The sequence below is a fragment of the Amycolatopsis sp. cmx-11-51 genome (assembly GCF_047608665.1).
Taxonomy (GTDB): Bacteria; Actinomycetota; Actinomycetes; order Mycobacteriales; family Pseudonocardiaceae; genus Amycolatopsis.
Map to the genome: position 1 here is coordinate 472,073 of NZ_JADNQO010000001.1, position 26,211 is coordinate 498,283.

Annotated in this window: 22 protein-coding genes; 6 read left to right on the forward strand and 16 right to left on the reverse strand. The window is 68.7% G+C overall.

From position 1 onward, the window contains the following. Positions 1-93: 93 nt before the first annotated feature. Positions 94-918 (forward strand): dienelactone hydrolase family protein, encoded by an 825-nt coding sequence (locus ACM6LU_RS02290; RefSeq protein ID WP_414935898.1) that lies wholly within the window; start codon positions 94-96, stop codon positions 916-918. A 241-nt stretch (positions 919-1,159) separates the two neighbouring features. Here ACM6LU_RS02290 and ACM6LU_RS02295 read toward each other — a convergent pair whose 3' ends face one another. The 5 genes from ACM6LU_RS02295 to ACM6LU_RS02315 all read right to left on the reverse strand — a co-directional run bounded on the left by ACM6LU_RS02295 (position 1,160) and on the right by ACM6LU_RS02315 (position 6,571). Next, positions 1,160-1,726, reverse strand: coding sequence for a hypothetical protein (locus ACM6LU_RS02295; protein ID WP_414935899.1), 567 nt, complete (start codon positions 1,724-1,726; stop codon positions 1,160-1,162). Between the two features lie 27 nt (positions 1,727-1,753). Then, entirely contained in the window at positions 1,754-4,129 is a 2,376-nt protein-coding gene (locus tag ACM6LU_RS02300; protein WP_414935900.1) for a hypothetical protein, read from the reverse strand. Then, a complete protein-coding gene (locus ACM6LU_RS02305) occupies positions 4,126-4,440 on the reverse strand; it encodes a hypothetical protein (RefSeq protein WP_414935901.1) in 315 nt (104 codons plus the stop codon). The genes ACM6LU_RS02300 and ACM6LU_RS02305 overlap by 4 nt, the downstream gene beginning before the upstream one ends. A 138-nt stretch (positions 4,441-4,578) precedes the next feature. Continuing rightward, entirely contained in the window at positions 4,579-4,884 is a 306-nt protein-coding gene (locus ACM6LU_RS02310) for an acyl carrier protein (protein ID WP_414935902.1), read from the reverse strand. Then, positions 4,874-6,571 (reverse strand): fatty acyl-AMP ligase, encoded by a 1,698-nt coding sequence (locus ACM6LU_RS02315; RefSeq protein WP_414937062.1) that lies wholly within the window; start codon positions 6,569-6,571, stop codon positions 4,874-4,876. The genes ACM6LU_RS02310 and ACM6LU_RS02315 overlap by 11 nt, the downstream gene beginning before the upstream one ends. Before the next feature lie 51 nt (positions 6,572-6,622). Here ACM6LU_RS02315 and ACM6LU_RS02320 point away from each other — a divergent pair, with 51 nt between their 5' ends. Next, on the forward strand, positions 6,623-7,555 hold the full coding sequence (locus ACM6LU_RS02320; protein WP_414935903.1) for a cytochrome P450: 933 nt from the start codon (positions 6,623-6,625) through the stop codon (positions 7,553-7,555). Positions 7,556-7,559: 4 nt separating this feature from the next. On the opposite strand, the gene ACM6LU_RS02325 is transcribed toward ACM6LU_RS02320, so the two are convergent. The 6 genes from ACM6LU_RS02325 to rplM form a co-directional block, all read right to left on the reverse strand. After that, entirely contained in the window at positions 7,560-8,051 is a 492-nt protein-coding gene (locus ACM6LU_RS02325; protein ID WP_414935904.1) for a hypothetical protein, read from the reverse strand. A 20-nt stretch (positions 8,052-8,071) separates the two neighbouring features. Then, positions 8,072-10,486, reverse strand: coding sequence for a hypothetical protein (locus ACM6LU_RS02330; RefSeq protein WP_414935905.1), 2,415 nt, complete (start codon positions 10,484-10,486; stop codon positions 8,072-8,074). Beyond that, a complete protein-coding gene (locus ACM6LU_RS02335; RefSeq protein WP_414935906.1) occupies positions 10,486-10,794 on the reverse strand; it encodes a type VII secretion target in 309 nt (102 codons plus the stop codon). The genes ACM6LU_RS02330 and ACM6LU_RS02335 overlap by 1 nt, the downstream gene beginning before the upstream one ends. A gap of 84 nt (positions 10,795-10,878) precedes the next feature. Continuing rightward, the gene (glmM, locus tag ACM6LU_RS02340) at positions 10,879-12,213 is read right to left on the reverse strand and encodes a phosphoglucosamine mutase (RefSeq protein ID WP_414935907.1); all 1,335 of its coding nucleotides are present in this window, start codon (positions 12,211-12,213) and stop codon (positions 10,879-10,881) included. A gap of 197 nt (positions 12,214-12,410) precedes the next feature. Then, positions 12,411-12,926 carry a 30S ribosomal protein S9 gene (gene rpsI / locus ACM6LU_RS02345; protein ID WP_414935908.1) on the reverse strand — a complete coding sequence of 172 codons (516 nt, stop codon included), beginning with the start codon at positions 12,924-12,926 and terminating at the stop codon, positions 12,411-12,413. A gap of 14 nt (positions 12,927-12,940) precedes the next feature. After that, positions 12,941-13,393: a 50S ribosomal protein L13 gene (rplM, locus tag ACM6LU_RS02350; RefSeq protein ID WP_101612195.1), complete on the reverse strand. Its 453-nt coding sequence runs from the start codon at positions 13,391-13,393 to the stop codon at positions 12,941-12,943. A 276-nt stretch (positions 13,394-13,669) separates the two neighbouring features. On the opposite strand from rplM, the gene ACM6LU_RS02355 reads away from it, so the two are divergent. Both ACM6LU_RS02355 and ACM6LU_RS02360 read left to right on the forward strand, forming a co-directional pair. Next, positions 13,670-14,560 (forward strand): hypothetical protein, encoded by an 891-nt coding sequence (locus tag ACM6LU_RS02355; RefSeq protein WP_414935909.1) that lies wholly within the window; start codon positions 13,670-13,672, stop codon positions 14,558-14,560. A gap of 3 nt (positions 14,561-14,563) precedes the next feature. After that, entirely contained in the window at positions 14,564-15,280 is a 717-nt protein-coding gene (locus ACM6LU_RS02360) for a DUF4333 domain-containing protein (protein WP_414935910.1), read from the forward strand. Positions 15,281-15,393: 113 nt separating this feature from the next. Here the strand turns inward: ACM6LU_RS02360 and ACM6LU_RS02365 are convergent, their stop codons facing one another. From ACM6LU_RS02365 to eccCa, 5 genes are all read right to left on the reverse strand, one after another. Further along, positions 15,394-15,678, reverse strand: a complete 285-nt coding sequence (locus ACM6LU_RS02365; protein WP_414935911.1) for a WXG100 family type VII secretion target — start codon at positions 15,676-15,678, stop codon at positions 15,394-15,396. A 53-nt stretch (positions 15,679-15,731) separates the two neighbouring features. Further along, a complete protein-coding gene (locus tag ACM6LU_RS02370) occupies positions 15,732-16,052 on the reverse strand; it encodes a WXG100 family type VII secretion target (protein ID WP_409489773.1) in 321 nt (106 codons plus the stop codon). 232 nt (positions 16,053-16,284) lie between these two features. Further along, on the reverse strand, positions 16,285-16,647 hold the full coding sequence (locus ACM6LU_RS02375) for a hypothetical protein (protein ID WP_414935912.1): 363 nt from the start codon (positions 16,645-16,647) through the stop codon (positions 16,285-16,287). Positions 16,648-16,659: 12 nt separating this feature from the next. Then, on the reverse strand, positions 16,660-18,597 hold the full coding sequence (locus tag ACM6LU_RS02380; protein ID WP_414935913.1) for a type VII secretion-associated protein: 1,938 nt from the start codon (positions 18,595-18,597) through the stop codon (positions 16,660-16,662). A gap of 68 nt (positions 18,598-18,665) precedes the next feature. Then, positions 18,666-22,673, reverse strand: coding sequence for a type VII secretion protein EccCa (eccCa, locus tag ACM6LU_RS02385; RefSeq protein WP_414935914.1), 4,008 nt, complete (start codon positions 22,671-22,673; stop codon positions 18,666-18,668). A 459-nt stretch (positions 22,674-23,132) separates the two neighbouring features. On the opposite strand from eccCa, the gene eccD reads away from it, so the two are divergent. Beyond that, entirely contained in the window at positions 23,133-24,497 is a 1,365-nt protein-coding gene (eccD, locus tag ACM6LU_RS02390) for a type VII secretion integral membrane protein EccD (protein ID WP_414937063.1), read from the forward strand. Between the two features lie 23 nt (positions 24,498-24,520). Continuing rightward, positions 24,521-26,161: a type VII secretion-associated serine protease mycosin gene (gene mycP / locus ACM6LU_RS02395; protein WP_414935915.1), complete on the forward strand. Its 1,641-nt coding sequence runs from the start codon at positions 24,521-24,523 to the stop codon at positions 26,159-26,161. Positions 26,162-26,211 lie beyond the last annotated feature (50 nt).

Below are 26,211 nucleotides of genomic sequence, written 5' to 3' on the forward strand. Positions count from 1 at the left end.
TAGCGGGCTAAACGCGTCGCGTTTAGCCCGCTAAAGGCGAACGCCGGGGCGGCGCGCGGGCCGGACGGAGGTGCGGGCAGTAAGGTCACGAGCATGGCCAGCAAGCCCAAGCAGCTGCTCGCGGAGCTGTCCCACCCAGGTCCGCACGAGGTTTTGCGCGGCAACCTCGCCCTGGTCGGGCTCCCCGGCGTCGTGTTCACGCCCCGTTCGGGGCTCGGTCTGCCCGCGATCGCGTTCGGGCACGGCTGGTTGCAGCCGACCGGGAGCTACCGGCACCTGCTCCGGCACCTCGCGAGCTGGGGCATCGTCGCGGCGGCTCCGGCCACCCAGCGCGGGCCGCTGCCGTCGCATCGGCTGCTGGCCGGCGACCTGCTCACCACGCTCGACCTGATCACCACGGTCCGTCTCGGACCGGACGGCATCAGCGTCGACCCGGCGAAACTGGGCCTCGCGGGGCATTCGACCGGAGGCGGTTCGGCGGTACTGGCAGCCGCGCAGGCCGTCGAGAACGACGATCGACCGCGAATTCAAGCTGTCGCGACCATCACTCCCGCACAGACGCTGCCGCCGGCGACGGTATCCGCCCAGTCGGTGACCGTGCCCGGTCTGCATCTCGCCGCGGGCGAGGACCTGGTCGCGCCCCCGGTCGGGCATGCCGAGGCCATCGCGGACGCGTGGGGCGGGCCGGTGCAGCTGCGGACGCTCGGGAAGTCGTCGCACCTCGGTGTCACCGAAGGCAAGCACTGGAGCCAGCTGCTGCTGCACGGGAAGCCGCACCGCGGGACCCAGCAACTGACGAGGGCGCTGTTCACCGCGTTCTTCCTCACTCACCTGACGGGGACGACGAAGTACCAGCCGCTGCTGGACGCCGACGTCAAACGCGCCCCGATCGAGCTCCAAGACGAACCCGCCGCCTGACCCCCTCCCCCGCTGACTTGCGTTTAGCAGGCAAATCGCGATCCGGGCCCTCAACCCGCACCTGGGTACTTAGCATGCCTACGCGTCACACTTAGCCCGCGAAAGTCGACACGGCCCGGGCGCGGGAGCCCTGCCGCCGGATCGCGATTTGCCCGCGAAAGTCGACGTGGGCTGGGCGAGCGGAGTGGGAATAGGAAGGGCCCGGCTCTGGTGAGCCGGGCCCGAAGTACGGTGAAGCGGGTCAGTCGACCATCCACGAGTTGTTCGAGAAGTCGTCGTCGTCGAAACCCTTGTCGTCGCGGGCGTGACGACCTCGGCGACGCGCGGGCGCGCCAGGTGCGTCGGGCGCCCCGGCACTCGGCGCGGGTGTGGGTGTGGGCGCAGGCGTCGGCGCCGCAGGCGGAGGGACGTCCACCGTCGCCGGCATTCCGGGCACCCCCGGCGCGACCAAAGGCGGCGGAGGAGGCAGCGGCGCCGGACGCGCCGTGTCGGGCCCCTGGCGGGTGCCGAACTCGGCGAACCGGGCTTCCGGCTTGCCGTCGTCCTCGATGTCGAAGCCGATCGTGTGACTGCGGTCGGCGGTCGTCTTGCCGGTCAGCCAGCCGCCCGCCTCCTTGCTCCGCTTCCCCAGTTCTTGCATGTGGGCGGCGTACTTGTCGTGGACGGCGGCGTCCTTCTGCATGGTCTCCATCGCCTGGGCTTTGGCGTCGGCGAGATGCCGCTCCCGTAGCCCGCGCTGCTCCAACTGCTCCGTGATGGCGGCGTCCTGCCTGGACATGGCGGCCGCCAGCCGGTCAACAGCGCTCATCGGTCCTCCTCGTTCCCCTGCTACCGATCATCGCTCGTAGCTGATCGAACGGTCGCCACCCTCGTCGTCGAGCGACCCGCTGATCCGGCCGCCCGCGCCACTGGTCTCGAAAATGCCACCCTCGACGCGGTACTGGCTCGACCCGCGTTGCGTGTCACCCCCGCCGCCGCCGCCACCGGCCGCGCCGCCCATGGCACCCATTCCACCCATCATGCCGCCCATTCCGGCGGACGAGCTTCCGGCACCGGCGCCCGCGGGGGCCGGGTCCATCCCGCCGGGCGCCATTCCGAGACCGCCGTCGGTCCCGGCCGGCTGCGCGCCGCCCCCGGTCTGAATGCCCGCCTCCAGCGAGCCGGCTTCGTTCAGCGACCCCGCCGAACCACCGTCGCCGACGCCACCGAGCGCGCCTTCGAAGCTGTTACCGCCTCCGCCACCACTGGCGGTCGGCACGGTGCCGTCACCATCCGAACCCGACGCCGCACCACCGGCGGCCGCGGCCTCCGCGGACACCGCGGCGGTCCCTTCGCCACCACTGACACCGGCGCCGACCTCGACGCCACCCGGAGCGCTGAAGCCTCCACCATCGGCGGGGGCGGGCATCGTGCGAACCTCGTCGACCTTGCCGGGCTGCGGATTGCCGGGATTCCGGTCGTCGAGACCGTTCTTGATGTCGTCGGTCTCGACGACATCGCCGGGCTTGAGTTCCTTCTTCTCACCCTTTTCGTCGAGGGTGTAAGTGGTCGGCTCGCCCTTGCCGTCATCGACGGTCACCACGGTCGGACCGTTCGGGCCCTGCGGCTGCTCGGCGGTGATCTTGAGGTTGCCGTCCTGGATGTGGATCTTGCCGTCCGGGCCGGGCCGGTAGACGCCGTCGGCGCCGGGCTCGCCTTCCTTGACCGCACCCTTCGGGCCGAAGTCGCCGTCTTTGCCCTCTTCGCCGGGCTTGCCGTCCTCGCCCTTCGGGTCGTCGAAGTCGAGCTTGTAGTCCTTCTCGTTGCCCTTGCCGTCGTCGACCTTGATGTCCATTTTGCCGTCTTTATCCGGCTCGGTCATCTCGATCTTGTTGTCGCCCTTTTCGACGGTCATGGTGTCCTGACCGTCGATGCCGTCCTTGATCGCATCGCCCGTCGCCGGGTCGATCGGGTACGGCTTGCCGGTCTCGGGGTCCAGCTCGAGCGGCTTCCCGGTGACCGGGTTCGTCCCGTCAGCGGGTTTGTCCTCCGGCTTCGGCGCCTCGGGAACCGACGCCGCCGGCGGGGTCCCGCCACCTCCGCCGGGCGGAGTGCCACCCCCGCCACCGGGCGGGGTCCCGCCACCACCACCGGGCGGAGTACTTCCGCCGCCATTGTCATCCTTGACCGGCGGTTTCTCGGCGGGCGGCTTCCCGGATCCGGCCGCGGGGAACGGATTCGTGTAGTCCTCCATAAACCGCGAAAGCTCGTGATACTGCGTGTTGATCGTGTCGGTCGCGTTCTTGCAGAGCTTCTTGAAGTTCTCGAAGCGTTCACCGAACTCTTTCGCGAACGAACCCTTCAGCCACTGCTTCGCGGCCCCGATCGCGTAATCCTTGTTCTCGTCGTTCAGCTTGCAGTCGTCGTCACGCAGCCGTTCGGCGAGATTGTTTCCCGGACACGCGGAGTCGAGCCAAGTCGCGACGTCCATGAGCTTTTCTTTGGAATCGACCTTGCCGTTCGCGATCTCGACGACCTGCTTCGCCGTGAAGAGCGGCGCGGTGGCGACCTTGTCGACACGCAGCTTCAGCGTTTCGTCGACCTTCAGCTTGAGCGCGGTGTAAATCTTGTCGATGGTCGAGGGCACCAGCTTGATGGCGCCGTCCATCTGCGCGATGAGTTCCCCTGCGTCGGGCTGGATTCGCTGCTCGTATTTGACCTTCGCGGCCGTCGCGCCTTCACCTTTCCAGTCGTGGAAAAGCGTGGTCAGCGCCGAAGTCGCGTCCGTCCTGGTCTGTTCGACGGCCTTCTTGGCGTCACCGAGATCCTCGACCTCGTCGAACATCGCCTGGAAATTGATCTCGCGGTTTTCGTGGAACCGATCCCAGACGTCGGTCTTGTAACTGATTTCGTACGGCCTGTCCGGCATTTTGTTCCAGACCTGCTCGGCCCAGTCGGAAAAGAAGTCCAGCGCCGGTTTCCCGAGGTCGAGCACCTGGTCCGACTTGGTCGTGGAACCACCCGCGGCAGGCCGGGCCATGGCGTCGAGGTCCTTGTCGGCCTGTTTCGTCTCGGCCGCCTGTTTTTTGTCCGCCCCCGCGTTCGAGTCACGTTCGGCGATGGCCTTCTCGTAGGCCGCGTCCCCACCGAAGATCAGCGCTTTCTTCGTGCCTTGCGTGATGTACGGATCGTCGAGCAGAGCTTTCTTCTGCTCCCACGTGTACTTGCTCATTGCGTCCCCGCCTTGTTGGCAGCCGCGGCGTTCGCCTGGTCGGATGTGGTGTAGCGGGTCGACGCGGTACTGACCCCACCGGCGAGCTGGGCGAGCTGGCCCGCGTAGCCCTTCATCGCGTCGGAAATGGCGAGGATTCCGGTGGCATAGCCCTTCTGGTGATCCTTGTGCACCCGGCCGAAGTCCGTGGGCTGGACCTGCGTCGGCCCCACCTTCCCCGCCTCGGACGTCGTGTTCTCACCTGCGCGCTCCAACGACGTCGACGCCGTGAGCATCGCCTCTGAATCGGCTTTGTAGCCCCCGTCCGGCATGACCGGTGCCCCCTTCGTCCCGCTGTATCCGCCTCGTTGTCCTACCTACGACGCACGCCGGCGGCATCAGGTGCCATCGCATATGCACACAGAATGTACCCACCGGTCATCGAGGCCGCAGGGACATTCACACCTTTGCTAACTCAAACGATTTCGGCGCAAGAGGCCTGGTAGACCGCGTTTCCGGGGCTTCGCGCCTGCCTCGACGGCCTCGGCGAGCACGGTCGCCGCTCCCCGGATGTCGACCAGGCGATCCAGCTCGTCGAGGTCGATGTCGATCCCGAACTCCACCTCGACCGTCGCCAGTAGCCGGACACGGCGCCGGGAGTCGACGCCCATTTCCGCGAAGGGCGTGTCCTCGTCGATGGTGTCCGGATCGACGTCGAAGGTCTTGCAGACGAGAGCCTTGATCTCGTCGACGTACTCGCTCCCGTCAGGTGCCATGGGGGGATTCTGTCCCATCCGGCGCCCAATACCGCGTTCTGGCCGCGGAACGCGCGACCTTGCCGCTGGAGGTCCGCGGCAGCCCGCCGGGTTTCACCAGGAAGAAGGCCCGAAGCGCCACGTCGTGACGCTCGGCGACGGCGCGGGTGACCGCCCGCACGATCTCGGGTTCGTCGAAGTCAGGGGCTTTCCGCGCACGCTCGGCGACCACGGCGACGCCCTCGCCTTCATCTCCGTCGACCGCGAAGGCGGCGACCCGCTCTGGCCCGAGAAGGGGGTGAGCGGCGGCGACGGTCTCTTCGATGTCGTGAGGGCTGTGATTGCGGCCGTCGACGATGATCAGGTCCTTGAGACGTCCGGTCACGGACAGCCTGCCGTCCCGGATCGACCCCAGGTCGCCGGTGCGGAGCCAGCCGCCTTCCCCGTCGAGTTCGGCGTCGAACACCTCGGCGGTCAACTCGGGCCGACGCCAATACCCGGCCCCCACGTTGGGCCCCTTGACCCAGATCTCGCCCGTGTCGACTTTAGCGGGCAAACCGTGATCCGGTGGGGCGACGACTCTAGCGGGCAAACCGTGATCCGGTGGGGCGACGACGCGGACCCGCTGCCCCCGGGGCCAGCCGATCTCGACGACTTCGCGGCCGTCGACCTCGATCACCACCGGACCACTGGAGTCGCCGCTGGCGACGTAGACCGTCGCCTCGGCCAGGCCATAGGACGGCCGGAACGCGCCGCGCGGGAAACCGTGGGGCTCATAGGCGGCGAGGAACTTCCGGACGGTCGCCGCCCGGACCGGTTCACTGCCGCTCAGCGCGATCGACACCGTCGAGAGGTCGTACTCGGCGCGCTTCGGCTCGGGCACGGCCTCGGTAACCAGGTCGTACGCGAAGTTCGGAGCCGCCGTGAGCGTGTTCGGATAAGCCGACATCAGCAGCAGCCAGCGCTCCGGGCGCCGGATGAACTCCAGCGGCGCGATGAACACCGTCCGGCCGCCGGAGTGCATCGTCCCCGCGAGCAGTTGCGCCAGCCCCATGTCGTGGAAGAACGGGATCCAGCCGACGCATGTGGTGTGCTCGCCGACGTCGTAGGCGTCGCAGATCTGCCAGCACGCCGCCGAGAGGGCCCGATGCGTGATGATCACACCGGCGGGTGATCGCGTCGTGCCGGACGTGTACTGCAGGTAGGCGGGGTCTTCGGGGGAAACCGGCGACGGTGGGGTCCGGTCCGCCGGATCCAGCGGCAGGGTGTCGACAGCGACGATCTCGCGAGGCGCCGGGACCGGCTCGGCCTCGGCGAACTCCGTGAGCCGCTCGACCAGGGAAGCCGAGGTGAGCCAGATGTCGGTGTCGCAGTCGTTGAGGACCCCGACGAGCCGCTCGCGGTGAGCGCGGACGTCGGGCGCGGACAGCGGAACCGTGACGGCTCCGGCGTACAGCGCGCCGAAGAACGCGACGACGTAGGAGAGGTCCTGTCGTGCCGTGATCGCGACACGGTCTCCCGGCTGGATCACCTCGCGCAGCTTCGCCGCGACAGCGCGGACGCGGACGAGGAGTTCGGCCCAGGTCAGCGTGTTCTCGACGAGTTCGTGCCGGTTCGAGCAGTCGAGGTGCGTGTACGCCGGGCGCTCAACATCCGCGCGCTCGAGCAGGCGGTGCACGAGCGGGGTCCGCAATACTTCTTCGGGCATTTCTTCGGACACTGGCACCTCCTCCGGCCGCGGCATGGGCATCATACGAACGTGGACGACTTCTTCGTGCTGGACGATCCGGCGGACCGCGTCAAGGCCCTGCGCGACCGCGAGCTCAGCTCGAACCCAGGCGGTGCCGCCGCCGAGACCCCCAACCTCCTGCTGATGGACGGCGCGGACCACCGGCGGCTGCGCGCGGTCGTCAAGGAGGTCATCGCCCTGGTGGAGCCGCTGCCGGACGCCGTGCTCGCCGACCTGCGCGTCACGCTTAGCCCGCTAAAGTCGCGCGCTCGGTTCGACCTGGTGGCCGACTTCGCCAGGCCGGCGGCGGCCAGGGTGACCAAGGCGGTGCTGGGCACGGTCGAGCCGCTTGGCGCGAAGCTGCTGACGAACCTTACGGAGACCGCCGCGAACCTGGACGTCTGGTCGGGCGGGCCAGGCGGAGCCGACACCGCCGCGCTCAGGGTCGCGATGTTCTTTCTCAAGGCGACGGCCGTCGAAGGCGGCGGGCTGGCGCTGCTCCGCGAAGCGCACGAAGCAGGCCGGATCACCGAAGACGAACTGATGATCACGCCGGTGATGCTCGCCCACGCGGCGTACGAGAACTCCACGAACTTCCTCGCCCTCGCCGCCCTTGAAATTTTACGCCGCCCAGACGCTCTCGAAGACGTACGCGGTCTGATCCACGAGATCGCCCCGACCCGCTTCGCCGCCCGCCGCGTGACCGCGCCGTTCTCCTTGGCGGGCAAAGACTTCACGACCGGGGACAAACTGGCCATCCCGCTGGGCCCCGACGCCGAACTCGCGTTCGGCCTCGGCAGGCACACCTGCCCCGGCTCGCGAGTCGCCGTCGCCGAGGGCGAAGTGGCCCTTCGCGCTCTTGCCGAGATCCTGACTCCCGACCACGTCGCCGAAGACGTGGAGTACAAGACGCATGCCGTCTTCCACGGCGTCGAGCGGGCCATCGTGACGCTGCGAGCCTGACGGCTCAGGTCGCCAGCCAGTCGGTTTCGGCGAAATCGTCGTCGTCACCCCGTGCGGCCGACCGCCGATGCCGCCCGGCCGGACGCTCCTCGGGCACCGGGACCGGAGCCGACGGCGGCGGCGGCGGTAGGGGCGGCGGGGCCTGCGAGGCAGGAGTCGGCCGGAACGAGATCGGCGGCTCTTCGGCCCTCCGATATCCGGCGCGGCGCTCGTTCTCCGCCTCGTCCTCCTCGAACCCGAAATCGCCGTCATCTTCGGCCTTGTCACCGAGGGTCGACTCGGTCTCCCAGCCGCCCGCGGCCTCCGCCCGCCGCTTCTGCTCCAGCCGCGCGGCCAGCGCCGCGCTCGTCTCTTGCTTGAGCTTGTCGCCCGCGGCCTGGGTCTCCTCGATCGCCTTGGTCGCCCGGTTGTCGACCAGGTACATCCGGTCGCCGTTCTCGCGCTCCAGCCCGGCCAGCTTGTGCCGGAGTCTGGCGAGATCGTCCTCAGGATTCACTGATCCCCTCCCCTGACCCGCTAGCGGAAGCCGATGACGCCGTCGTCGTCGAGCGACCCGCTGATCCGGCCGCCCGTCGTCGTCGCGGTGTCGAACAGGCCGCCGTCGACCCGGTATCCGCTGGACGTGCGCTGCTGGTCTTCACCGGACCCCTGCCCGCCTCCGGCCGCTCCGCCGCCCATCATGCCCATGCCGCCCATCATCCCCGCTCCGGCCGCGGCCGGGTCCTGGGCGCCCCCGCCGGGAGCGGCACCGAGCCCGGACGGCGGCGACGGAACGGACGCGCCGCCACCGGATCCGGTGGGATCCGACGTGTCGCCAAGGCCATTGTCGTCGCCGTCGAACGGGTTGCTCAACGACTGGGCGGTGGTCGATTCGGAATCGCTGTCCACGGGCGCCGGAGCGGGTGCCCCGCCGCCGACACCGCCGGACATCACCGCGTCGTGCGGGCGAACGCTCTGCTCGGCCTGCTGACGCGGGACCTCTTGGACCGGCCGCGGCGCGGCACCGTCCGCGGCGTGCCTTCCCGCCGCCGGATCCGAACTCGCGTGACGACCGCCCGCGGGCTCGTTTTCGCCCAAGGCGTATTTCGACGGATGCCCTGATCCGTCGTCGACGGTGACCAACGTCGGCCCCCCGGGACCGCTGGGCCGTTCCGCGGTGATTTTGAGGCCACCGTCCTCGATGTGGATCTTGCCGTCGGGGCCCGGCTGGTAGACCTGTCCCGGGCTCGCGAGGGGAAGCGAGGCCGACTGCTTCTCCAGCCGCTCGGCGGTGTCCCGGTGCGCGGGCCCGCCTGCCGCGTCGTCGGCGCCGGGCGTGGCCTTTCTGTCGCCGAAGTCGAGGCTGTAGTCCTTGGCCTGACCGGTGCCGTCCTGGACGGAGATGCCCATCTTCTCGTCGGCGCCGGGTTCGGCCATGGAGATCTTGCGGTCACCCTGTTCGACCGTCATCGTCTCGGGCTGGGTGCGGTCCTTGATCGCCTCGCCCGTGCGCGGATCGATCGGATACGGCTCCCCGGTCGCCGGGTCGATGTCGAGCGGCTTGGCCGTGACCGGGTTCTTCTCCTGCCCTGGTACTTCGGGCTTTTCCGGCTGCAGGTACTCGACGGCGCTCGGCGGCGGCTTCTGCCCACCGCCGGAAGACGGGCCGCCACCACCGGAGGACGGGCCGCCGCCCCCGGTGTCCTTGCCGCCACCGCCCTTTTCCACCGGCTTTTCGCCGCCTGTCTCCGGGGTCTTGCCGAGATCCGCGTAGGGGTTCTCTTCGACCTTGCCGACCGACTCGGCGTACGCCTTCCACGCGCCGTTGATCGCGTCGCGGGTGTTCTCGCACACCAGCTGGAAGTTTTCGATGTGCTTGCCGAACCAGGCGAGGAAGACATCCTTCAGCCAGGCCACCGCCTGAGGTTTGAGAACCTCGTCGATGGTGCTCTGGTCGATGTCGCCCAAGTCGTCGTTGAAGGCGTTCTTGGCGTCGATGCTCAGGAACTTGATGCAGTGGATGATGTCGTTCTGGCTGCAGGAACCGCCGGCGATCCGCATGATCCGCTCGATGTCCTGCGCCGTGGCGTCGCCGATCTTGTCGGTGTACCACTTCTGCAGCCACTCGACCTTCTCACGACAGAACCTGCCCACCGAGGCGTTGGTCCGCAGAAGTCCGTCGCCCGCCGCCTTGAGCGCCTCGGCGACCTTTCCGTTCTTGTCCGCGTAGGCCTTCTGATACGCGCGGGCCTGGTCGGCCGCAGGGCCTTCCCAGGTGCCGAGCGAGTTCCCCAGCTTCCCGGAGACGTCCTCCGAAGAACCGGAAACGGCCGTGCCGAGCGCGGTCAGTTCGTCCGCGCTCGCCTTGAACAGGGTGAACGGGATGTTGTCCTGCTCGTGATACAGCCGCTGGAGCTCGCCGAGGGCGATGGCCGCTCCGCCGCCCGCGAAGCTCAGCGCGCGGACGTAGAGCGGATGGAAGATCTCGTAGACCTTGAACCCGGACAGGCCGGGGACCATGATGTCGTTCGAATTCGCGCAGCCCGGGTCGGTTTCGGTGGCGCGACCGGCGATTTCCTGCGTTTTCGCCGCGTCCTTGTTCAGCGCGTCGCGTTCGCCTTGCCGCCCTGCGGCCTGGTTCGCGTCGTACTTCTCGTGCGCGGTCTTGTACGCCGTTTGGACATCTTCGAGGTAGCCGTCATTGGAGTTGATGTCGCTCTCGGTGATCCAGTCACCGTTCATTGACTTGAGGTAGTCCCGGAAACCGTTCCGGTCGGCTTCGCTGGCGAAACCGCAGCTCTCCGGGCTCTCGTCCTCGATGTAGTCGATGTAGTTGAGGGCGAGTTCGCGTTTCGTGTCGCGATCGATGTTCGGGTCGTTGAGGATCTTTTCGACTTCGGCACGGCTGGGAATGTCGTGACCGGTGTCCCCGCCGACATCTGCGAGACCCATCAGTGCTTCCTCATCTCGGCGGCGTTCGCGTCCTCATTGGACTGATAGAGGTCCTTGGACGCCGCGAGTTTGCGGCCGAACTCGTCCGACGCCGCGACGTAGCTGCGCGCGCATTCCGCCAGTCGCCGCATGCTCGTGGAATAGCCGGTGAAGCAGTCCCCGTGCGCCGGCCCGAAACTGCCGGAACTCACGTTGCTCTGCTCGACCGCCCCGATCGGCCCCTCACAGGCCTGCTTGGGAAGGTCCCGCAGAACCTTGGCGGCTTCGTTCAGCTGCGCCGGATCGACCTTGTGCCCTTTGCCCGTCACCGTCACCCTCCCCTAGGTATACGCACACGGAATGTACCGGGCCGGTAACCGGGGCGCAGCCAGTCGGGAAGATCGCGAGAGGGCTTACGAGGCGGAGGAGACGACTCCCGCGAGCCGGTCCGCGGCCGCCTGTGCGGTGTCGTGCGCGGGGGCTTCGACCATGACGCGGACCAGTTGCTCGGTACCCGACGGGCGCAGCAGGACACGGCCCTGTTCGCCGAGTTCGGCCTCGACGGCATCGACGGCGTCGCGGACCGCGGCCGAGACGGCGACCGCCGCCTTGTCCGCCACGGGCACGTTCACCAGCACCTGCGGCAGGCGGTTCATGACGGCGGCGAGGTCGGCGAGCGACTTGCCGGTGGCCGCCATGCGGCTCATCACCCGCAGCGCGGTGAGGAGACCGTCGCCGGTGGTCGCGTACGCGGGAAGGACGACGTGACCCGACTGCTCGCCACCGAGGGCGAACCCGCTCGCGCGGAGCTCCGCGAGGACGTAGCGGTCGCCGACCGCGGTGGTGACGAGGTCGATGTCGTGCGCGCGCATCGCCAGGTGCAGCCCGAGGTTGCTCATCACGGTCGCGACCAGGGTGTTCTTGGTCAGCTCGCCGGTCTCGGCGAGGGCGAGCGCGAGGACGGCCATGATCTGGTCGCCGTCGATGAGCTCACCTGCGGCGTCGACCGCGACACAGCGGTCGGCGTCACCATCGTGCGCGATCCCGAGGTCGGCGGCGTGCTCGACGACGGCCGCGCGCAACGCGTCCGGGTGATTCGACCCACAGTGCTCGTTGATGTTCACGCCGTCCGGGTCGGCGTGGATCGCGATGACCTCGGCGCCGGCCTTGCGGTAGACGTCGGGGGCGGCGAAGGAGGACGCGCCGTTGGCGCAGTCGACGACGACGCGCAGGCCCGCGAGCGGGTGCGGGGTGGCGGACAGCAGGTGCTGGATGTAGCGATCACCCGCGTCGGGGACGTCCTTGACGCGGCCGACGCCGATGCCGGTCGGGCGGGCGACGGGAGCGGCGAGACCGGCCTCGATCTCGTCTTCGATCCCGTCGGGGAGCTTGTGGCCGCCCGCGGCGAAGAGCTTGATGCCGTTGTCGGGCATGGGGTTGTGGGAGGCGGAGATCATCACGCCGAGGTCGGCTTCGAGTGAGCCGACCAGGTAGGCGACGGCGGGTGTCGGGAGGACGCCGAGACGGAGCACGTCGGCACCGGCGGACGTGAGACCCGCCACGACGGCGGCCTCGAGCATCTCGCCGCTGGCCCGCGGGTCACGGCCGACGACCGCGACCGGACGGTGCGAACGGTCGTGGGCGGCGAGGACGCGGGCCGCACTGGCGGCGAGCGAGAGCGCCAGTTCCGGGGTCAGCTCCTCGTTGGCGAGGCCACGTACGCCGTCGGTACCGAATAGACGAGCCATCTGTCGACCTCCTTGAGAAACCACCACGACAACCTAGCGAGCCCCGAGAAAGTGCGTTTAGCGGGCTAAACGTGAAACAGGTGGGGCGCATGGGGCAGGTGGGACCACGGGGAAACGGGACCGAGAGACCCCGGAAACACGGAAGCGCCCATCCGAAAGACGGATGGGCGCTTCCGCGGGTTGCGCCAGAGGCGCGATCAGCGCTTGCTGTACTGCGGAGCCTTACGGGCCTTCTTGAGGCCGTACTTCTTCCGCTCCGTGGCGCGGGCGTCACGGGTCAGGAAGCCGGCCTTCTTCAGTGCCGGGCGGTCGTCGGCGTCGACCTCGACGAGCGCACGGGCGATCGCGAGACGGAGCGCACCGGCCTGGCCCGAGATCCCGCCACCGTGCAGGTTGGCGAAGATGTCGAACGAGTCGGGCTTGTCGACCGTCACCAGCGGCTCACGGATGAGCTGCTGGTGCACCTTGTTCGGGAAGTACTCGGCGAGCGTGCGGCCGTTGAGCTTGAACTCACCGGTACCGGGAACGACGCGGACCCGGACGACGGCTTCCTTACGGCGGCCGACGGTCTGGGCGTTGCCACCGGCGGCACGCGACGGACGCGCGGCGGCCGGGGTCTCGCTGGTCGCGACAGCGTCGCCGACAGCGGGGGTCTCCGTGGTCGCGACGGCCTCGGTGGTGGCCTCGGTCGCGGTCTCTTCGGTGCTGGTCACAGACTGTTCCTCACTCACTGCGCGACCTGCGCGATCTTGGTGATCTCGCGCGCCTGCGGCTGCTGCGCGGCGTGCGGGTGCTCAGGGCCGGCGTAGACCTTGAGCTTCTTCCCCTGGGCGCGGCCGAGCTTGTTCTTCGGGAGCATGCCCTTGACGACCTTCTCGAGCAGGTGCTCGGGCTTGGTGTCGAGCAGCTCGCCGAAGGAACGCTTACGCAGACCGCCGGGGTAACCGCTGTGCCGGTACGCGAACTTCTGCTCGCGCTTGTTTCCGGTGAGCGCGACCTTCTCGGCGTTGACGATGATGACGAAGTCACCGGTGTCCACGTGCGGGGCGAAGGTCGGCTTGTGCTTGCCGCGCAGCAGCGTGGCGACCTCGGTCGCGAGCCGGCCGAGCACGACATCCTCGGCGTCGATCACGTGCCAGGCACGAGTGACGTCGCCGGGCTTGGGGCTGTACGTGGGCAAGGGTCTACCTCGTCGTCAACATTGCGTGTGGGTTCTGTGCGGGCCTAGCGCTTACGCGCCGCAGCGCACAACGACATATGAAGATACCCCCACGCCCGACCCTACTGCGAAGCGGGGGTCGGTCCGGGGTCCCATACTAGGACCGGCGCCCGGCGGGCGCGTGGCAACTGTACCCCGCCGGTGTGGCGGAACCGCCCACGGCATCGTCCTTCGCGGGAGAGGATGAGACGATCCGGACGCGCACCGCGCGCGGGGGACTCGATCAGGGGAACGGCGATGAACAAACGGCCAACGACCATCTTGTGCGTGCTGGGTGCCGTGCTGGCGCTCACCACCGCCTGCGGCCAGGCCCGGGCGGGCACCGCCGTGCCGAAGGGCGACGACGCGGCGACCTACGTCGGCACGAAGTTCGAGGCGGCGATGAACAAGCTGCAGGACACCATCGGCGACCAGCGCGACGTCACCAGTGAATCGGGCGCCTACTTCCGCTTCGACGAGAAGTACGTCCGCAGCACGATCTCCTCGGCCCGCACCGGATCCCCGGAAGGCCGGGTCAGCCGCCAGCGCTCGCAGAAGAACCCGGACGACAGCATCGACTGGTACACCCCGGGTGACGGGACCGTCGAATACGCGTACCTCGGGCCCGCGTACAAGAGCCTCGCTCCGACGGCGTGGGTTTCGATGCCGAAGTCGGAGACCGGGCTGACCATTCCCTGCGCGTGGGTCGGGATCATCACCGCCTGCAAGATGGCCGACGCGATCGCCGTGTCCTACAACGCGGACAGGAAGATCGTGAAGGGCGCCAAGAGCCTTCCGGACAAGCGGATCGAGCTGACCGCCGACGTCCCGTTCGGGAAGTTCATCGAACGGCGGGTGGAGATCCTGCCGCCGTCGATCAGCGGGGCGATCACGGACGAGATGAAGAAGGCCCCGGTGCGGACCACCGTCTCCCTCAACGCGGACGGGACGCTGAACCAGATCGTGATGGACGCCAAGATCGAGGGCGGCGGACACAAGATCGAGCTGCGCTACGACTTCCGCTTCACCGGCAAGGCGACCACGCAGGATCTGCCGAGGCTGCCGGACGCCTCGCAGATCACCGTGCTGCCGGACAAGGCGGCCAAGGACGACTTCAACCGCCGGTTCAACGAGTTGAAAGGCGTCTGAGGCATGACTGAGCCGCAGCGACCGCAGCAACCACAACAGCCGCAGCAGTGGTGGCAGCCACCGGCGAATCCCGGGAACCAGCAGCAGGAAGAGCAGGCCACCGGACCGTATTCCGGGCAGTGGCAGCAGAACGACCCCAACGCCGCGAGCACCGGCTCGTACACGGGACAGTGGCAGCAGCAGCCCGGCGTCACCGGTTCGTTTTCCGGGCCCTGGCAACAAACCGGCGCCTCGGCGCCGGGCACGGCGTGGCAGCAGCAGCCCGCGCCGCAGCAGGATTGGCAAGCACAGCAACAGATTCCGGGCCCTCCCCCGCAGGGACAGTACGGCGGAGGATTCCAGCCCGCCCAGTCCTCCCACTACGGCGGACTCGGCGCTTTCGGTGCGCAGCCGGAAAAGAAGCCGAAGGTTTCGAAGAAGACGTTGCTGATCGGCGGAATCGCCGCGGCCGTCGTGGTCGCGGGCGGCGTCGGGGCCTGGTTGCTCGGCGCGTTCGCGGGTGACAGTCTCGACCAGAAGTCGGTCCAGGACGGGGTCACCCGTGTGCTGAGCGAGCACTACGGGGAGCCGGACGTGAAGAACGTGGCATGTCCTTCCGGCCAACCGGTGGAGAACGGCACCACGTTCGATTGCTCGATCGACCTTTCGGGGCAGCAGAAGAAGGTCACCGTTCGGGTGCTGAACACCACCCCGGAGTTCGAGGTCGGCGCGCCGCACTGACGCGCGGGAAAGCCGCGACGGCACACCGTCGCGGCTTTTCTTTCACACAAACGAAACGGCGGGCTCGGCATCCGAAGATGCCTGCCCGCCGTTGCTCGTTCGGAGCGTGAGACTCAGAACAGGCCGGTGACGCCCTGCTCCGTGCTCTGGTAGCCGTCGGCCAGCTGCGGCAGCACGCCGGCGACCTGCGCGAGGAGCTGCTTGAGCTCGTCGAACTTGGTGTCCCACTCCTGCTGAGCGGCCATGTACGCGGTCTTCGCGTCACCGTCCCAGGTGTTGACCAGCGGCGCCAGGTCGCTCTTCAGCTGTCCGAACAGGGACTCCAGCTCACCGCCGGTCGACGTGCAGTCGTCCGCCGCCGCGTGGATCGTGGCGTAATCGACCTTAATTTCGCCCATGGTTTCCTCCAGTGCTCAAGAAAGTCTTGGTTTGTGAACGGGTAGAGAGAAGATCAGCCGAGGACGCCGAAGCCCTTGTTGACCGAGTTGATCAGTTCCTGCTGCTGCTGCTCGGAAGCGTTGTACTTCGAGCCCGCCTGCTCGAGCAGGTCACCGATGTTCTGGAGAGCCTGGTTGAGACCCCGGCCCGCCTCGTCGAAGCGCTTCATCACGTTGTTGAACGCGAGCGCCGCGTCACCGGTCCAGCCCGCGCGGGTGGCCTCGATGTTGTCGCGAAGCTTGCTCAGGTTCTGGTCCATCGAAACGCGAACCTCGGTCACGCGCTTCTCGGACTGAGTGAACTGCTCAACTGTCCCGGTAAATCCGCCAGCCATGGGAGCTACCCCCTTCGTTCGTGGTTTATCCGTACTCGGTGAAGTTCGTTTGGTACGGACCTACGACGGAGACACTGCCACGTCTGGTTCCCCTTGTCGCTCGTTGGTTTCAAGTAGTTGCTTGCGTTAACGCTCCCGGCGGGAACCGAACGCGGGAACCCGGCGGGCGCACTGCGATTCCCGTACGGAAAAGCGCTTTCACCACGCGACTTAGCAAGTGCACAGGGGCCGGTCAATCGCCGCGGCTCATGATTCGCGACTGCGAAAAGTCCTCGTCGTCGTCACTCACCCGTGGCCGTCTGGTCGCCGGTTGTGGCCGAAAGGGAACCAAGTCTGCCGCCGAGGGCAAAGCGGGAACCGGAAGACCGGCGCCCGCGCGGAACCGCTTGGCGGCGTTCCGGACGACGGCGGGCGTCGGCGCGGTCTCACCGCCCGCGAGCCGTCCCTTGCCGAATTGCTTCGCCAGTTCCGCGTTTTCGCCGCGCCGGCGTTCGTACCGCGCTTTGGCCGTGCGGGCGACCTGCCGGGCATAGGTGACCGCGTCACGCCCTGTGCGCGCGAAATGTTCGGCGGCGGTCTCGGGTTCGGGTGGCATATGCCTCCCCCTTCAGTTGACGACCGCCATCGTTTTGACGACCTGCTCGCAGGCCGCGCTCACCCGCTGTTCGAGCGGTGATCCGGTGCCGTACTGGCAACCGATGTGGACGCGGATCTTTCCCTGCGCGACGACGTACCAGTCGACGCGGGCACTCGGCTTGGTCTCGCGGTAGTAGATGACGGTTTTACCGGCGTAGTTCGCGGAACCGTTGAAGCCGCTGTATCGCGCCGGCTCGTCCTCCGCCTCGCGCCCGAGTTCATCGACGAGTTTCTGTCTGTCGACCGTCGCGTCGTAGTTCATCACGAACTCCTGGGCGACCACGAGGTCGTCCCCGGTGAGGGAGTCGTTCGGATGGATCACCACCTGGCGCTTGGCGACGCGGTCGTCGGTCTGTATCCAGTCCATCGGCGCGATGAAGCGGTAGTCGTACTGGGCGAGCGTCCGGCCTTCCGGCACGTCCTCCCCGCTGTTGACCGCGAAGAGGACGCCACCGATGGCCGCGGCCACGACCACGATGGCCGCGGCGATGATCCAGGGCGTCTTCTTGGCCTTGCCGCCCCGCTCGGCGGGTTTGGCGTCCCGGGGAGGCTCACCCGGCCGCCACGGTGGCGGTGTGGTGATCCCGTGCTGTCCCCTCGGGGGCGACGGCGGCCCCTGCCGCGTCGCGTTTAGCGGGCTAAACGCGCTTTGCGGGGGCGTGGCGGGCTGGCGAGGGAACTGGGGGCGCTGGGTTTCGGGGCGCCGGTCGTTGGGGGCGGGCGCGCCGACGCGGGAGACAGCTGAGCCTGCCAGCGAACCCGTGCGGTCCGGGTCGATCAGCACCGCGCGCAGAGCGCCTCGCGCGACCACGGTCTCCGGCTGGTCCAACGTCGTGGGCACGACACCGGTCCGCTCGTGCACGAGCCGCGACACCATCGGAATCCGGCTCGACCCGCCCACGAGGAAGATCGCCGTCAGCTGCTTGGGCCGCAGCCCGGAATCGCCGATCGCGGCCACGGTCAGCTCGACGGCGCGTCCGAGGGGGCCCGTGATGAGCCGCTCGAGGTCCTCCCTGGTCACGTGGGCGTCGGCGAACGGCGGTGGCATCGGAACGTCGGTGTACGCGTGCCGGGACAGCGTCTCCTTCGCACCACGCACGTCCTGTCGCAGGACACGGCGGCGGCGCCGGTCGGTGAGCTCGCGGCCCTCGACCAGCTTCCGCCATTCCGGCGGGTCGACGGACGACACCAGCGAACCCACGTGCTCCAGGAGCGCCTGATCGACGTCCGCGCCCCCGAAGCTTGGATCCCCCCGGGTGGCCAGCACCTGGAACCCGGCGCGTTTAGCGGGCAAACTGCGATCCGCCGGACTGCCGGGCATGCGCTGGACCACGGAGACGTCGACGGTGCCACCGCCGAGGTCCAGCACCGCGAGGGCGTCACCTGGCCTGCCGCTGAACTCGACGGTGCGCTCGGAATTGAGCTCGGCCGGGGCGAAGGTCGCGGCGTGATAGACCGCCGCGGCCACCGGCTCCGGCACGAGGGCGACCTGGCGCGCGAGACCGCCCGCGGCCTGCCGGAGCAGACGGGTCCGCGTCGCGCCCCAATCGGCGGGATGGGTCAGGACGAGCAGCTCGACCTCGGCGTCACCGGCGAGCCGGCGTGCCTCGGTCACCGCGCGCTTCAACACGGCGCGGACTACATCGGTCACGCGGAGGACGTTGTCGCCAAGCAGCAGGTCGCCTTCGTCGATCCGGCGCTTCGGGTTCGGCTCGTAGCGCGACGGATCCACCGCCGCCTGCCGTTCCGCCTCCTGGCCGACGAACAGCGTCCCGTCCGGCGCGGCGTAGACCGCCGACGACATCAGAGGCTGCCCGTCCACCACGACGACCTGAGGCTCGCGGCCGTTGATCGAAGCGACTACGCAGGTGCTCGATGTCCCGAAGTCCACCGCTACCCGCACAGTCACAAGCCACTCCCGCAGATCGTCGTCGTCACCCCTCGCCCAGCCGGGACCTCACCTGGTTCAGCGGGAGATCAGTCCGGCTGGATCCACGAGACCTGCATGAGCTGCTTGCCGTGCTTCCGGGTCACGAGATTGCCTCGGCCCGGCGGCATCTGGCTCGGCTTCACGTTCGAGACGAGGTTGCCCTCGTCACGCGAGCCGTTCATGACCATACCGGGCGCCGCGATCTCCTTCAGCTTGCCGAGGATCGGGTCGAACATCGCCCGGCTCGCGCCGCCGCTCCGGCGCACCGCGATGACGTGCAGACCGACGTCCTTCGCCTGCGCGAGGAACTCGGCGAGCGGCTTCAGCGGGTTGCTCGTCTGCGTGGCGACCAGGTCGTAGTCGTCGACGATGACGAACAGCTCCGGACCGGTCCACCAGGACCTGGTCTTCAGCTGCTCCTGCGTCACGTCCGGACCGGGGAGCCGCCGGGTCATCGACCCGTGGACGTCCTTGACCATGCTGTCCAGCTGCGCGGCGGACACCGCGTAGCCCAGCAGCTGGTCTCCGCTGACGAAACCGAGCATCGTCCGCCGGTAGTCGACGAGGATGATGACCGCTTCCTGCGTCGTGTACCGCTCGGTGATGCCACGGGTGATCTGCCGCAGCAGGTTCGTCTTGCCCGACTCCCCGTCCGCGAAAGCGTAGAAGTGCGAGTCTGCCGCGAAGTCGAGGTAGATCGGCTGGAGGTCTTCCTCGTTGACGCCGATCGGCACCAGCTTCGTGTGGCGCTTGGTGTCGATGCCGAGCACCTCGTCGTAGGTGACCATCTCGGGCAGCAGGCGGACCTGCGGCGCCGGGCGGCCACGCCACGCGCCCTTGATCTTCGCCACCGCGTCGGCGACACCGGCGGCGACGTCATCGGGGTTGCTCGATCCGTCGATGCGCGGAAGACCGGTCAGCAGATGCAGCTTGTCCCTGGTCAGACCGCGGCCGGGGCGGCCTGACGGGACGTTCACCGCGACCCGGCGGTCGATGTCGGACTCGCTCGGGTCACCGAGGCGGAGCTCGAACCGGGTGCCGATCATGTCCTTGATCGCCGGGCGGATGTCCGCCCACCGGTTCGCCGCGATGATGACGTGCACGCCGTAGGAAAGACCCTGGGTGGCGAGCTTGGTGATCGAGATCTCCAGCTCGTCGAAGTCGTCGCGCAGCGCTTTCCAGTTGTCGACGATCAGGAAGGCGTCACCGAAGGCGTCATCCTCGGGCTTGATCTCGCCGCGCCGCTTGCGGTTGCGGAACTCGTTCATCGAGTCGATGCCCATCGCACCGAACCGGCCTTCCCGCTCGGTGAGCAGGGTGGTCAGCTCGGCCACGATCCGGCGGGCCTTGTCCGGCTCGCGCCGGGCGACGGCGACGCCACCGACGTGCGGCAGGCCCTGGAGACCGGCCAACGTACCGCCACCGAGGTCGAGCGCGTAGAACTGCGCTTCCTCGGGGGTGTGGGTCAGCGACATGGACATGATCAGCGTCCGGAGCATGGTGGACTTGCCCGACTGCGGCCCGCCGACGATCACACCGTGCCCGGCGGCACCGGAGAAATCGGCCCACAGCAGGTCACGACGCTGCTCGTACGGGCGGTCGACGATACCCATCGGCACCTGCAGCCGTCCGTTGCCGAAGAACCCGACCGGGGACAGACCGCGGTCGTCGGTGGGGTTCAGGTTCGGCAGCAGCGTGTCGAGCGAGTTCGGTTCCTTCAGCGGCGGCAGCCACACCTCGTGCGCCGGCGGACCCTGCCCGATCAGCCGGGAGACGACCACGTCGAGCTCGCTGGGCTCGACGGCCTCCTCCGGCTTGGCCTGCTCGACCGGCGCGGCCTCGACCTGCTGCGGCTCCGGCTCTTTCGGCAGTTCGACGAAGTCCGGGACGAACAGCTGCGGGCGCTTGTCCGCGCGGACCACGGTCGCGACCGGGCCCGCCGCCTTGATGCCCGCGGGCCGGTACGGGCCCGAGACGTACGCGGCCTTGAACCGGACCAGCGTCGAGGTGTCGTACTTCAGGTAACCGCCACCGGGCACGGACGGCAGCTCGAACGCGTCGGGCACGCCGATCGCGGCGCGGGATTCCGCGGCGGAGAAGGTCTTCAGGCCGATGCGGTAGGAAAGGTGCGAGTCGAGACCGCGCAGCTTGCCTTCTTCCAACCGCTGCGACGCGAGGAGCATGTGCATCTGCAGCGACCGGCCCAGCCGTCCGATGGCGACGAACAGGTCGATGAAGTCCGGCTTCGCGGCCAGCAGCTCGGAGAACTCGTCACAGACGATGAAGAGCGCGGGCAGCGGGTCGAGGTCGGCGCCGTTCTCGCGCGCTTTCTCGTACTCCCAGACGTTCTTGAAGTTGCCGCCGTTTTTCAGCGCTTCCTGGCGCCGGTTCATTTCACCGGCCAGCGCGTCCTTCATCCGGTCGACCAGCGTGACCTCGTCCGCGAGGTTGGTGATGACCGCGGAGACGTGCGGCGCGGCGTCCAGCCCCATGAACGTCGCACCACCCTTGAAGTCGACGAGGACGAAGTTCAACGTGCTCGACGAGTGTGTGGCGAGCATGCCCAGCACCAGGGTGCGGAGGAACTCGGACTTACCGGAACCGGTCGCCCCGATGCACAGGCCGTGCGGGCCCATGCCCTCCATCGCGGCTTCCTTGATGTCCAGCTCGACCGGCTGGCCGTACTCGCCGACGCCGAACGGGACGCGATAACGGTCCCGCATCGGGCGCGGGCGCCAGGCCTGCTGGACATCGAAGGTCATCGGGTCACCGGGGATGCCCAGCAGCTCGAGCAGACCGGGGTTGGACAGCAGCGGCTCTTCCTCGGCGGCGTCCTGCGCGGCGGTGCCGACGCGGTACGGGGCGAGGAGTCGTGCCAGCGCTTCGGACTCGACGACGCTGAGCGTGTCCGGGCGGCCGAACCACTCGACGCCGCCGGCGCTGCGCGCGCCGAGGCGGTCTTCCTCGACGACCAGCCGCAGGCCGCGGCGGGCCGCGAGGTTGCCGATGGAGTCGGAAAGATCGATCAGGGTGACGCCGACCAGACCCTCTTCGAGGATGATCTGCTCCTCGCGGGTGACCTCGGCGTCGTCGACGATGATGACGACGTGCGGCTGGTCCGGGGCGGGCGTCGCGTTGCGGGAGAACCGCTGGCGGTCACGGAGTTCTTCGTCGAGCCACTCCTCGATCTGCGCGAGGGAGCCCGCCATCATCCGCAGCTGGCCGATACCGTCGGCGAGCGCCGGGTGCTGGGCGTGCGGCAGCCACTTCGCCCACTCCCACTCCTCCTTGGCGCGGCCCGCCGTCGCGACCGCGATGAGGACGTCGTCGGGGCTGTGGAAGGTGACCAGCTGAGCAAGCATCGCCCGGGTGAGGCCGCGGGTGAGGCCGCGGTCGCCCTGCATGCTGACCGCGGCGAATCCGCGGAGGGTGATCTGGGTCGGCAGATCCGGGACGATCGAGTGCGCGCGCACGAACCGGCGCAGGGCCAGCGTCGCGATCGGCTCCAGTTCGTCGACCGGACCGGTCTGCGGCGGCACGAGCCGCGTCGCGAGACGGTGCGAGCTGCGGCCGACGCGGAGGTGGAGGAAGTCCTGGTCGTTCTGGCGGCGTTCCCACATGCGACGGCTCGCGGCCAGCGACCACAGCGTCTGCGGGTCGGGGTGGACCCACTCGAGCGCGGCGCGCTGGTCGACCATGGCCTCACGGGCCCTGTCACGCATCTGGCCGAGGTAACGCAGATAGTCCTTTCGGTCCTCGTCCATCTCGGCTTTTTTGGCGCCACCGCCCTTGCCCGCGCCACCGGCCATCATGCCGACGGTGCTGAGCACCATCATGCCGCCCATCATCATCATCATGGGATTGCGTCCACCCGTGGTGAACATGAAGACCATCATCCCGAGGGAAGCGACGATCATCACCGCGGGAAGCAGCTTCATGACGATGTTGCCCGGGATGGTGCGCGGCACCTCAGGCGGCGGTTCGAGATGCACCTCGCCGCCCGGCGGGCGCGGTGCCGCCAGGCGCGGTGACTTCTTGAACTGCAGCGTGCTCATCGAAGGACCCCTCTTCAAACTCGACGATGGCGGCCACCGTTGGTGCGCGTACGGGTGCGCGAGACAACCTATCGAACGCGACCGGTGAAATCCGGACAACGCCGAGAACGACCCCGACCGGGGCCATACGCATGCCGGGGAGTGTAGGGCTCCGGACCGACAGACCCCAACGAACCCGCGGGCTCCAGACCAGGGCGCGGCGACTTTAGCGGCCTAAGTGCGATCCGGCGGCCGTGAGACCTCCCGGATGCTTAGGGCCGCTAAGCGTCGCAGTTTGCCCGCTAAAGTCGCCGCGCCCGGCCGCCGGTGAGAGGGCCGCGGAGGGCGCCTGCGCACTTTCGCCGGTCTTTTTCCGGCAGTCGATGATGTGGGCACCCGGGTTCGGTATAGGTTCCCCGGTGACCAGACTTTCAGGGCAGGGGGAAGGCAGTGGCAACGGGCACGACGGTATTCAGCAGGGTGACGGTGGTCGCGCCACGCACCCGGATCGACGTGGCTTTGCCGGCTGACGTCGCGGTGGCGGACCTGCTGCCCATGCTGTTGGAAATGGCGAAGGAGGCGACGCCGGACGGCGGCGCCCGCCACGGCGGCTGGGCACTGGCGAAGCTGGGCGACGCGCCTCTCGACCCGAGCCGGACCCTCGCGTCCCTCGGCGTCGTCGACGGCGAACTGCTGCAGCTGCGTAAACGCAACGAGAACCCGCCTCCGCCGCTGTACGACGACGTCGTCGACGCGATCGCCGAGTCGTCCCCGGACAGCTTCCGTCCGTGGACCAAGGAGACGGCGCGTCGTTTCGGGCACATCGCGGGCGGCCTGGCGCTGTTCTTCGCGGCCCTCGCGCTCTTCACCAGCGGGTCGTTCTACGGCGGCAACGCCCTCGCCGCCGCGATCGCCGGCGGTGTCGGCGCGATCGCGTGCGTCGCGATCGGCGCGACGCTGGCCAAGGCCTACAAGGCCGAGGCGACCGGCGTCCTGATCGCCGCGACGGGCGGCCTGCCGCTGGCCTTCGTCAGCGGCTTCTACATCGTGCCAGGGCTGTCCCTGTGGGCGAACCTGCTGCTCGCGAGCGCCCTCGTGATCATCGTGGCGGCGGTCTGCATCCTCGTCATCGGGCAAGGGATCACCACCTTCATCGCGGCCGCGACGACGGCCACGATCTCAGCGCTGACGTTCCTGGCCGCGACGCTCATCGACACCCCGATCGCCGGTGTCGCCGCCGGCGCCACCGCGTTCTCGCTGGCCTGCATCTCGATCCTCCCGCGCGCGACGATCAAGCTCGCGGCCCTCCCGACGCCGCACGTTCCCGGCAGCGCCGAGGAACTCAAGGAAGACTCGGGCTTCCCGGACTACCGCGCCATCGAGCGTCGCACCGCGGTCGCCCACGAGTACATGACCGGCCTGCTGACCGGCTGCGGCGCGGCCACGGCGTTGTTCGCGATCATCGCCTCGACGTCGCCGTCGATCTTCGGCCCGATCCTCGGTGTGGTCGCCACGCTGGTCCTGCTTCTGCGGGCGCGGGCGTACGCGAACGGCGCGCAGGCCATCGCGCTGCTGACCACCGGAATGGTGGCGGGCGCGGGCATCCTGCTCGGCTGGATGTGGTCGGCGAGCCCGCTGAACCGCGTCCTGTTCGTGTTCGGTGCGCTGGTGCTGATCGGCGCCGGCGCGCTCGTGGTCGGCGTGATCTTCCCGAGCCAGCGCTTCTCGCCGCCGCTGCGGCGGACGGTTGAGATCTTCGAGGCCGTCTTCATCGCGACGGTGCTCCCGCTGGCGCTCGGCGTCATGGATCTCTACACGACGCTGCGCCACCTCAACTTCAAGTGACGACCCGATCGGATGATGCTCTGATGGCTGTAGCGCGGAAGTCCAGGGGGACGCGCGTCCGCCACCTCGGCTTCGCCGGGCGTACCGGAACGGTGCTGCTGGCGGCCGGTATCGGTGTTCTCTCGCCCGCGTCGGTCGCACTTCCCGCGTGGGCGCAGCAAAGCAGCGTCGCGCCGGACGCCGGTGGCTACTACGCGACTCCGCCGCCGGTGGACAGGAGCAAGAAACCGGCGGACGAAGGCAAGCCGGACAAGACCTACGAGAAGAAGACCGAGTGCGTACAGCGCAGCAAGCTCGGCGGCGACCAGGTCGACATCAAGAACCGCCCGTGGGGCCAGGAGTACCTGCAGATCGAAAAGGTGCACCAGCTGATGCGTGGCGCCACCAAGTCGGTCGGTGGGGGCGTCAAGGTCGCGGTGATCGACACCGGCGTCAGCGCGCACCCGTACTTCGGCGGACGTGTCGAATCCGGGGGCGACTACGTCGCGACCCCCGCCGGTAAGGCACCGGGGCTCGAGGACTGTGACGGCCACGGCACCGAGGTGGCGGGGATCATCGCCGCGAACCCGCCCGACGCGAGTATCGGGTTCCGGGGGGTCGCGCCGGACGCCACAATCCTGTCGATCCGGCAGTCCAGCCAGAACTACGAAGAGGCCGAGAAGAAGGCGGAACCGCCGCCCAGCACGGCATCCAGCTCCGCTCCGCCTGCTTCGTCTAACAAACCCAGTTCGCAGCTTCCGCCGTCCTCACAGGGAAACGGTGCAGCAGGCGGAACGGCACCGGGGCAGGACAAGGGCGGACGGCAGCAGGAACAGGGCAAGACCGCGGGGACGCTGAAGACGCTCGCGCAGGCTGTGGTCCGGGCCGTCGACAAGGGCTCCCGGGTGATCAACATGTCGGTCGACAACTGTCGTCCGGCCACCGGCAGCATCACCTTGGGCGAGCAGCAGCTTCAGGCGGCGGTGAACTACGCCGTCGACCGTGACGTGGTCGTCGTCGCGGCGGCGGGCAACGTCGGCGACAAATGTCCGCAGAACGACCAGCCGGACCCCAAATCCCCCAAGATGATCGTCACGCCGCCGTGGTTCGCCGACGACGTCCTGTCCGTCGCGGCGATCGACGACACCGGTGGTGTCGCGGACTTCAGCGTCAACGGACCTTGGGTCAGCGTCGCCGCTCCGGGCACCAAGATCATTTCCCTCGACCCGGCGGACGGCTCGAACAGCCTGGCCAACCTGACCATCGAGGGCAACGGAGAGCCGGGTGCCATCCAGGGGACCAGCTTCGCGGCGCCATACGTCGCCGGCGTGGCCGCTCTCGTGCGCGCGAAGTTCCCAGGTCTGCAGGCACGCGAGGTGATGAACCGGATCAAGGCGACGGCGCAGCACCCCGCGGCGCCGGGCGGACGGGACAACTTCGTCGGCTTCGGGGTCATCGACCCGATCGCGGCACTGACGGCGATCGTGCCGTCGGAGGCGGACAAGGCCAAGCCCGTCCAGCTGCCCGCGGATCTGCCGCCCGCGAACGACCGCGATCCCGCCCCGATGATCGTCGCGCTCGCCGGAACCGGCGGGGGCCTGGTGGCGCTGCTCGTCACGCTGTTCGTGGTGCACTCGGTCCGCCGCAACCGGCCGACCACCTCACCAGGCCGCAAAACCCCGTAGGCCTCGACTTTAGCGGCCTAAGTGCGATCTGCCCTGGACTCGCCTCCGAG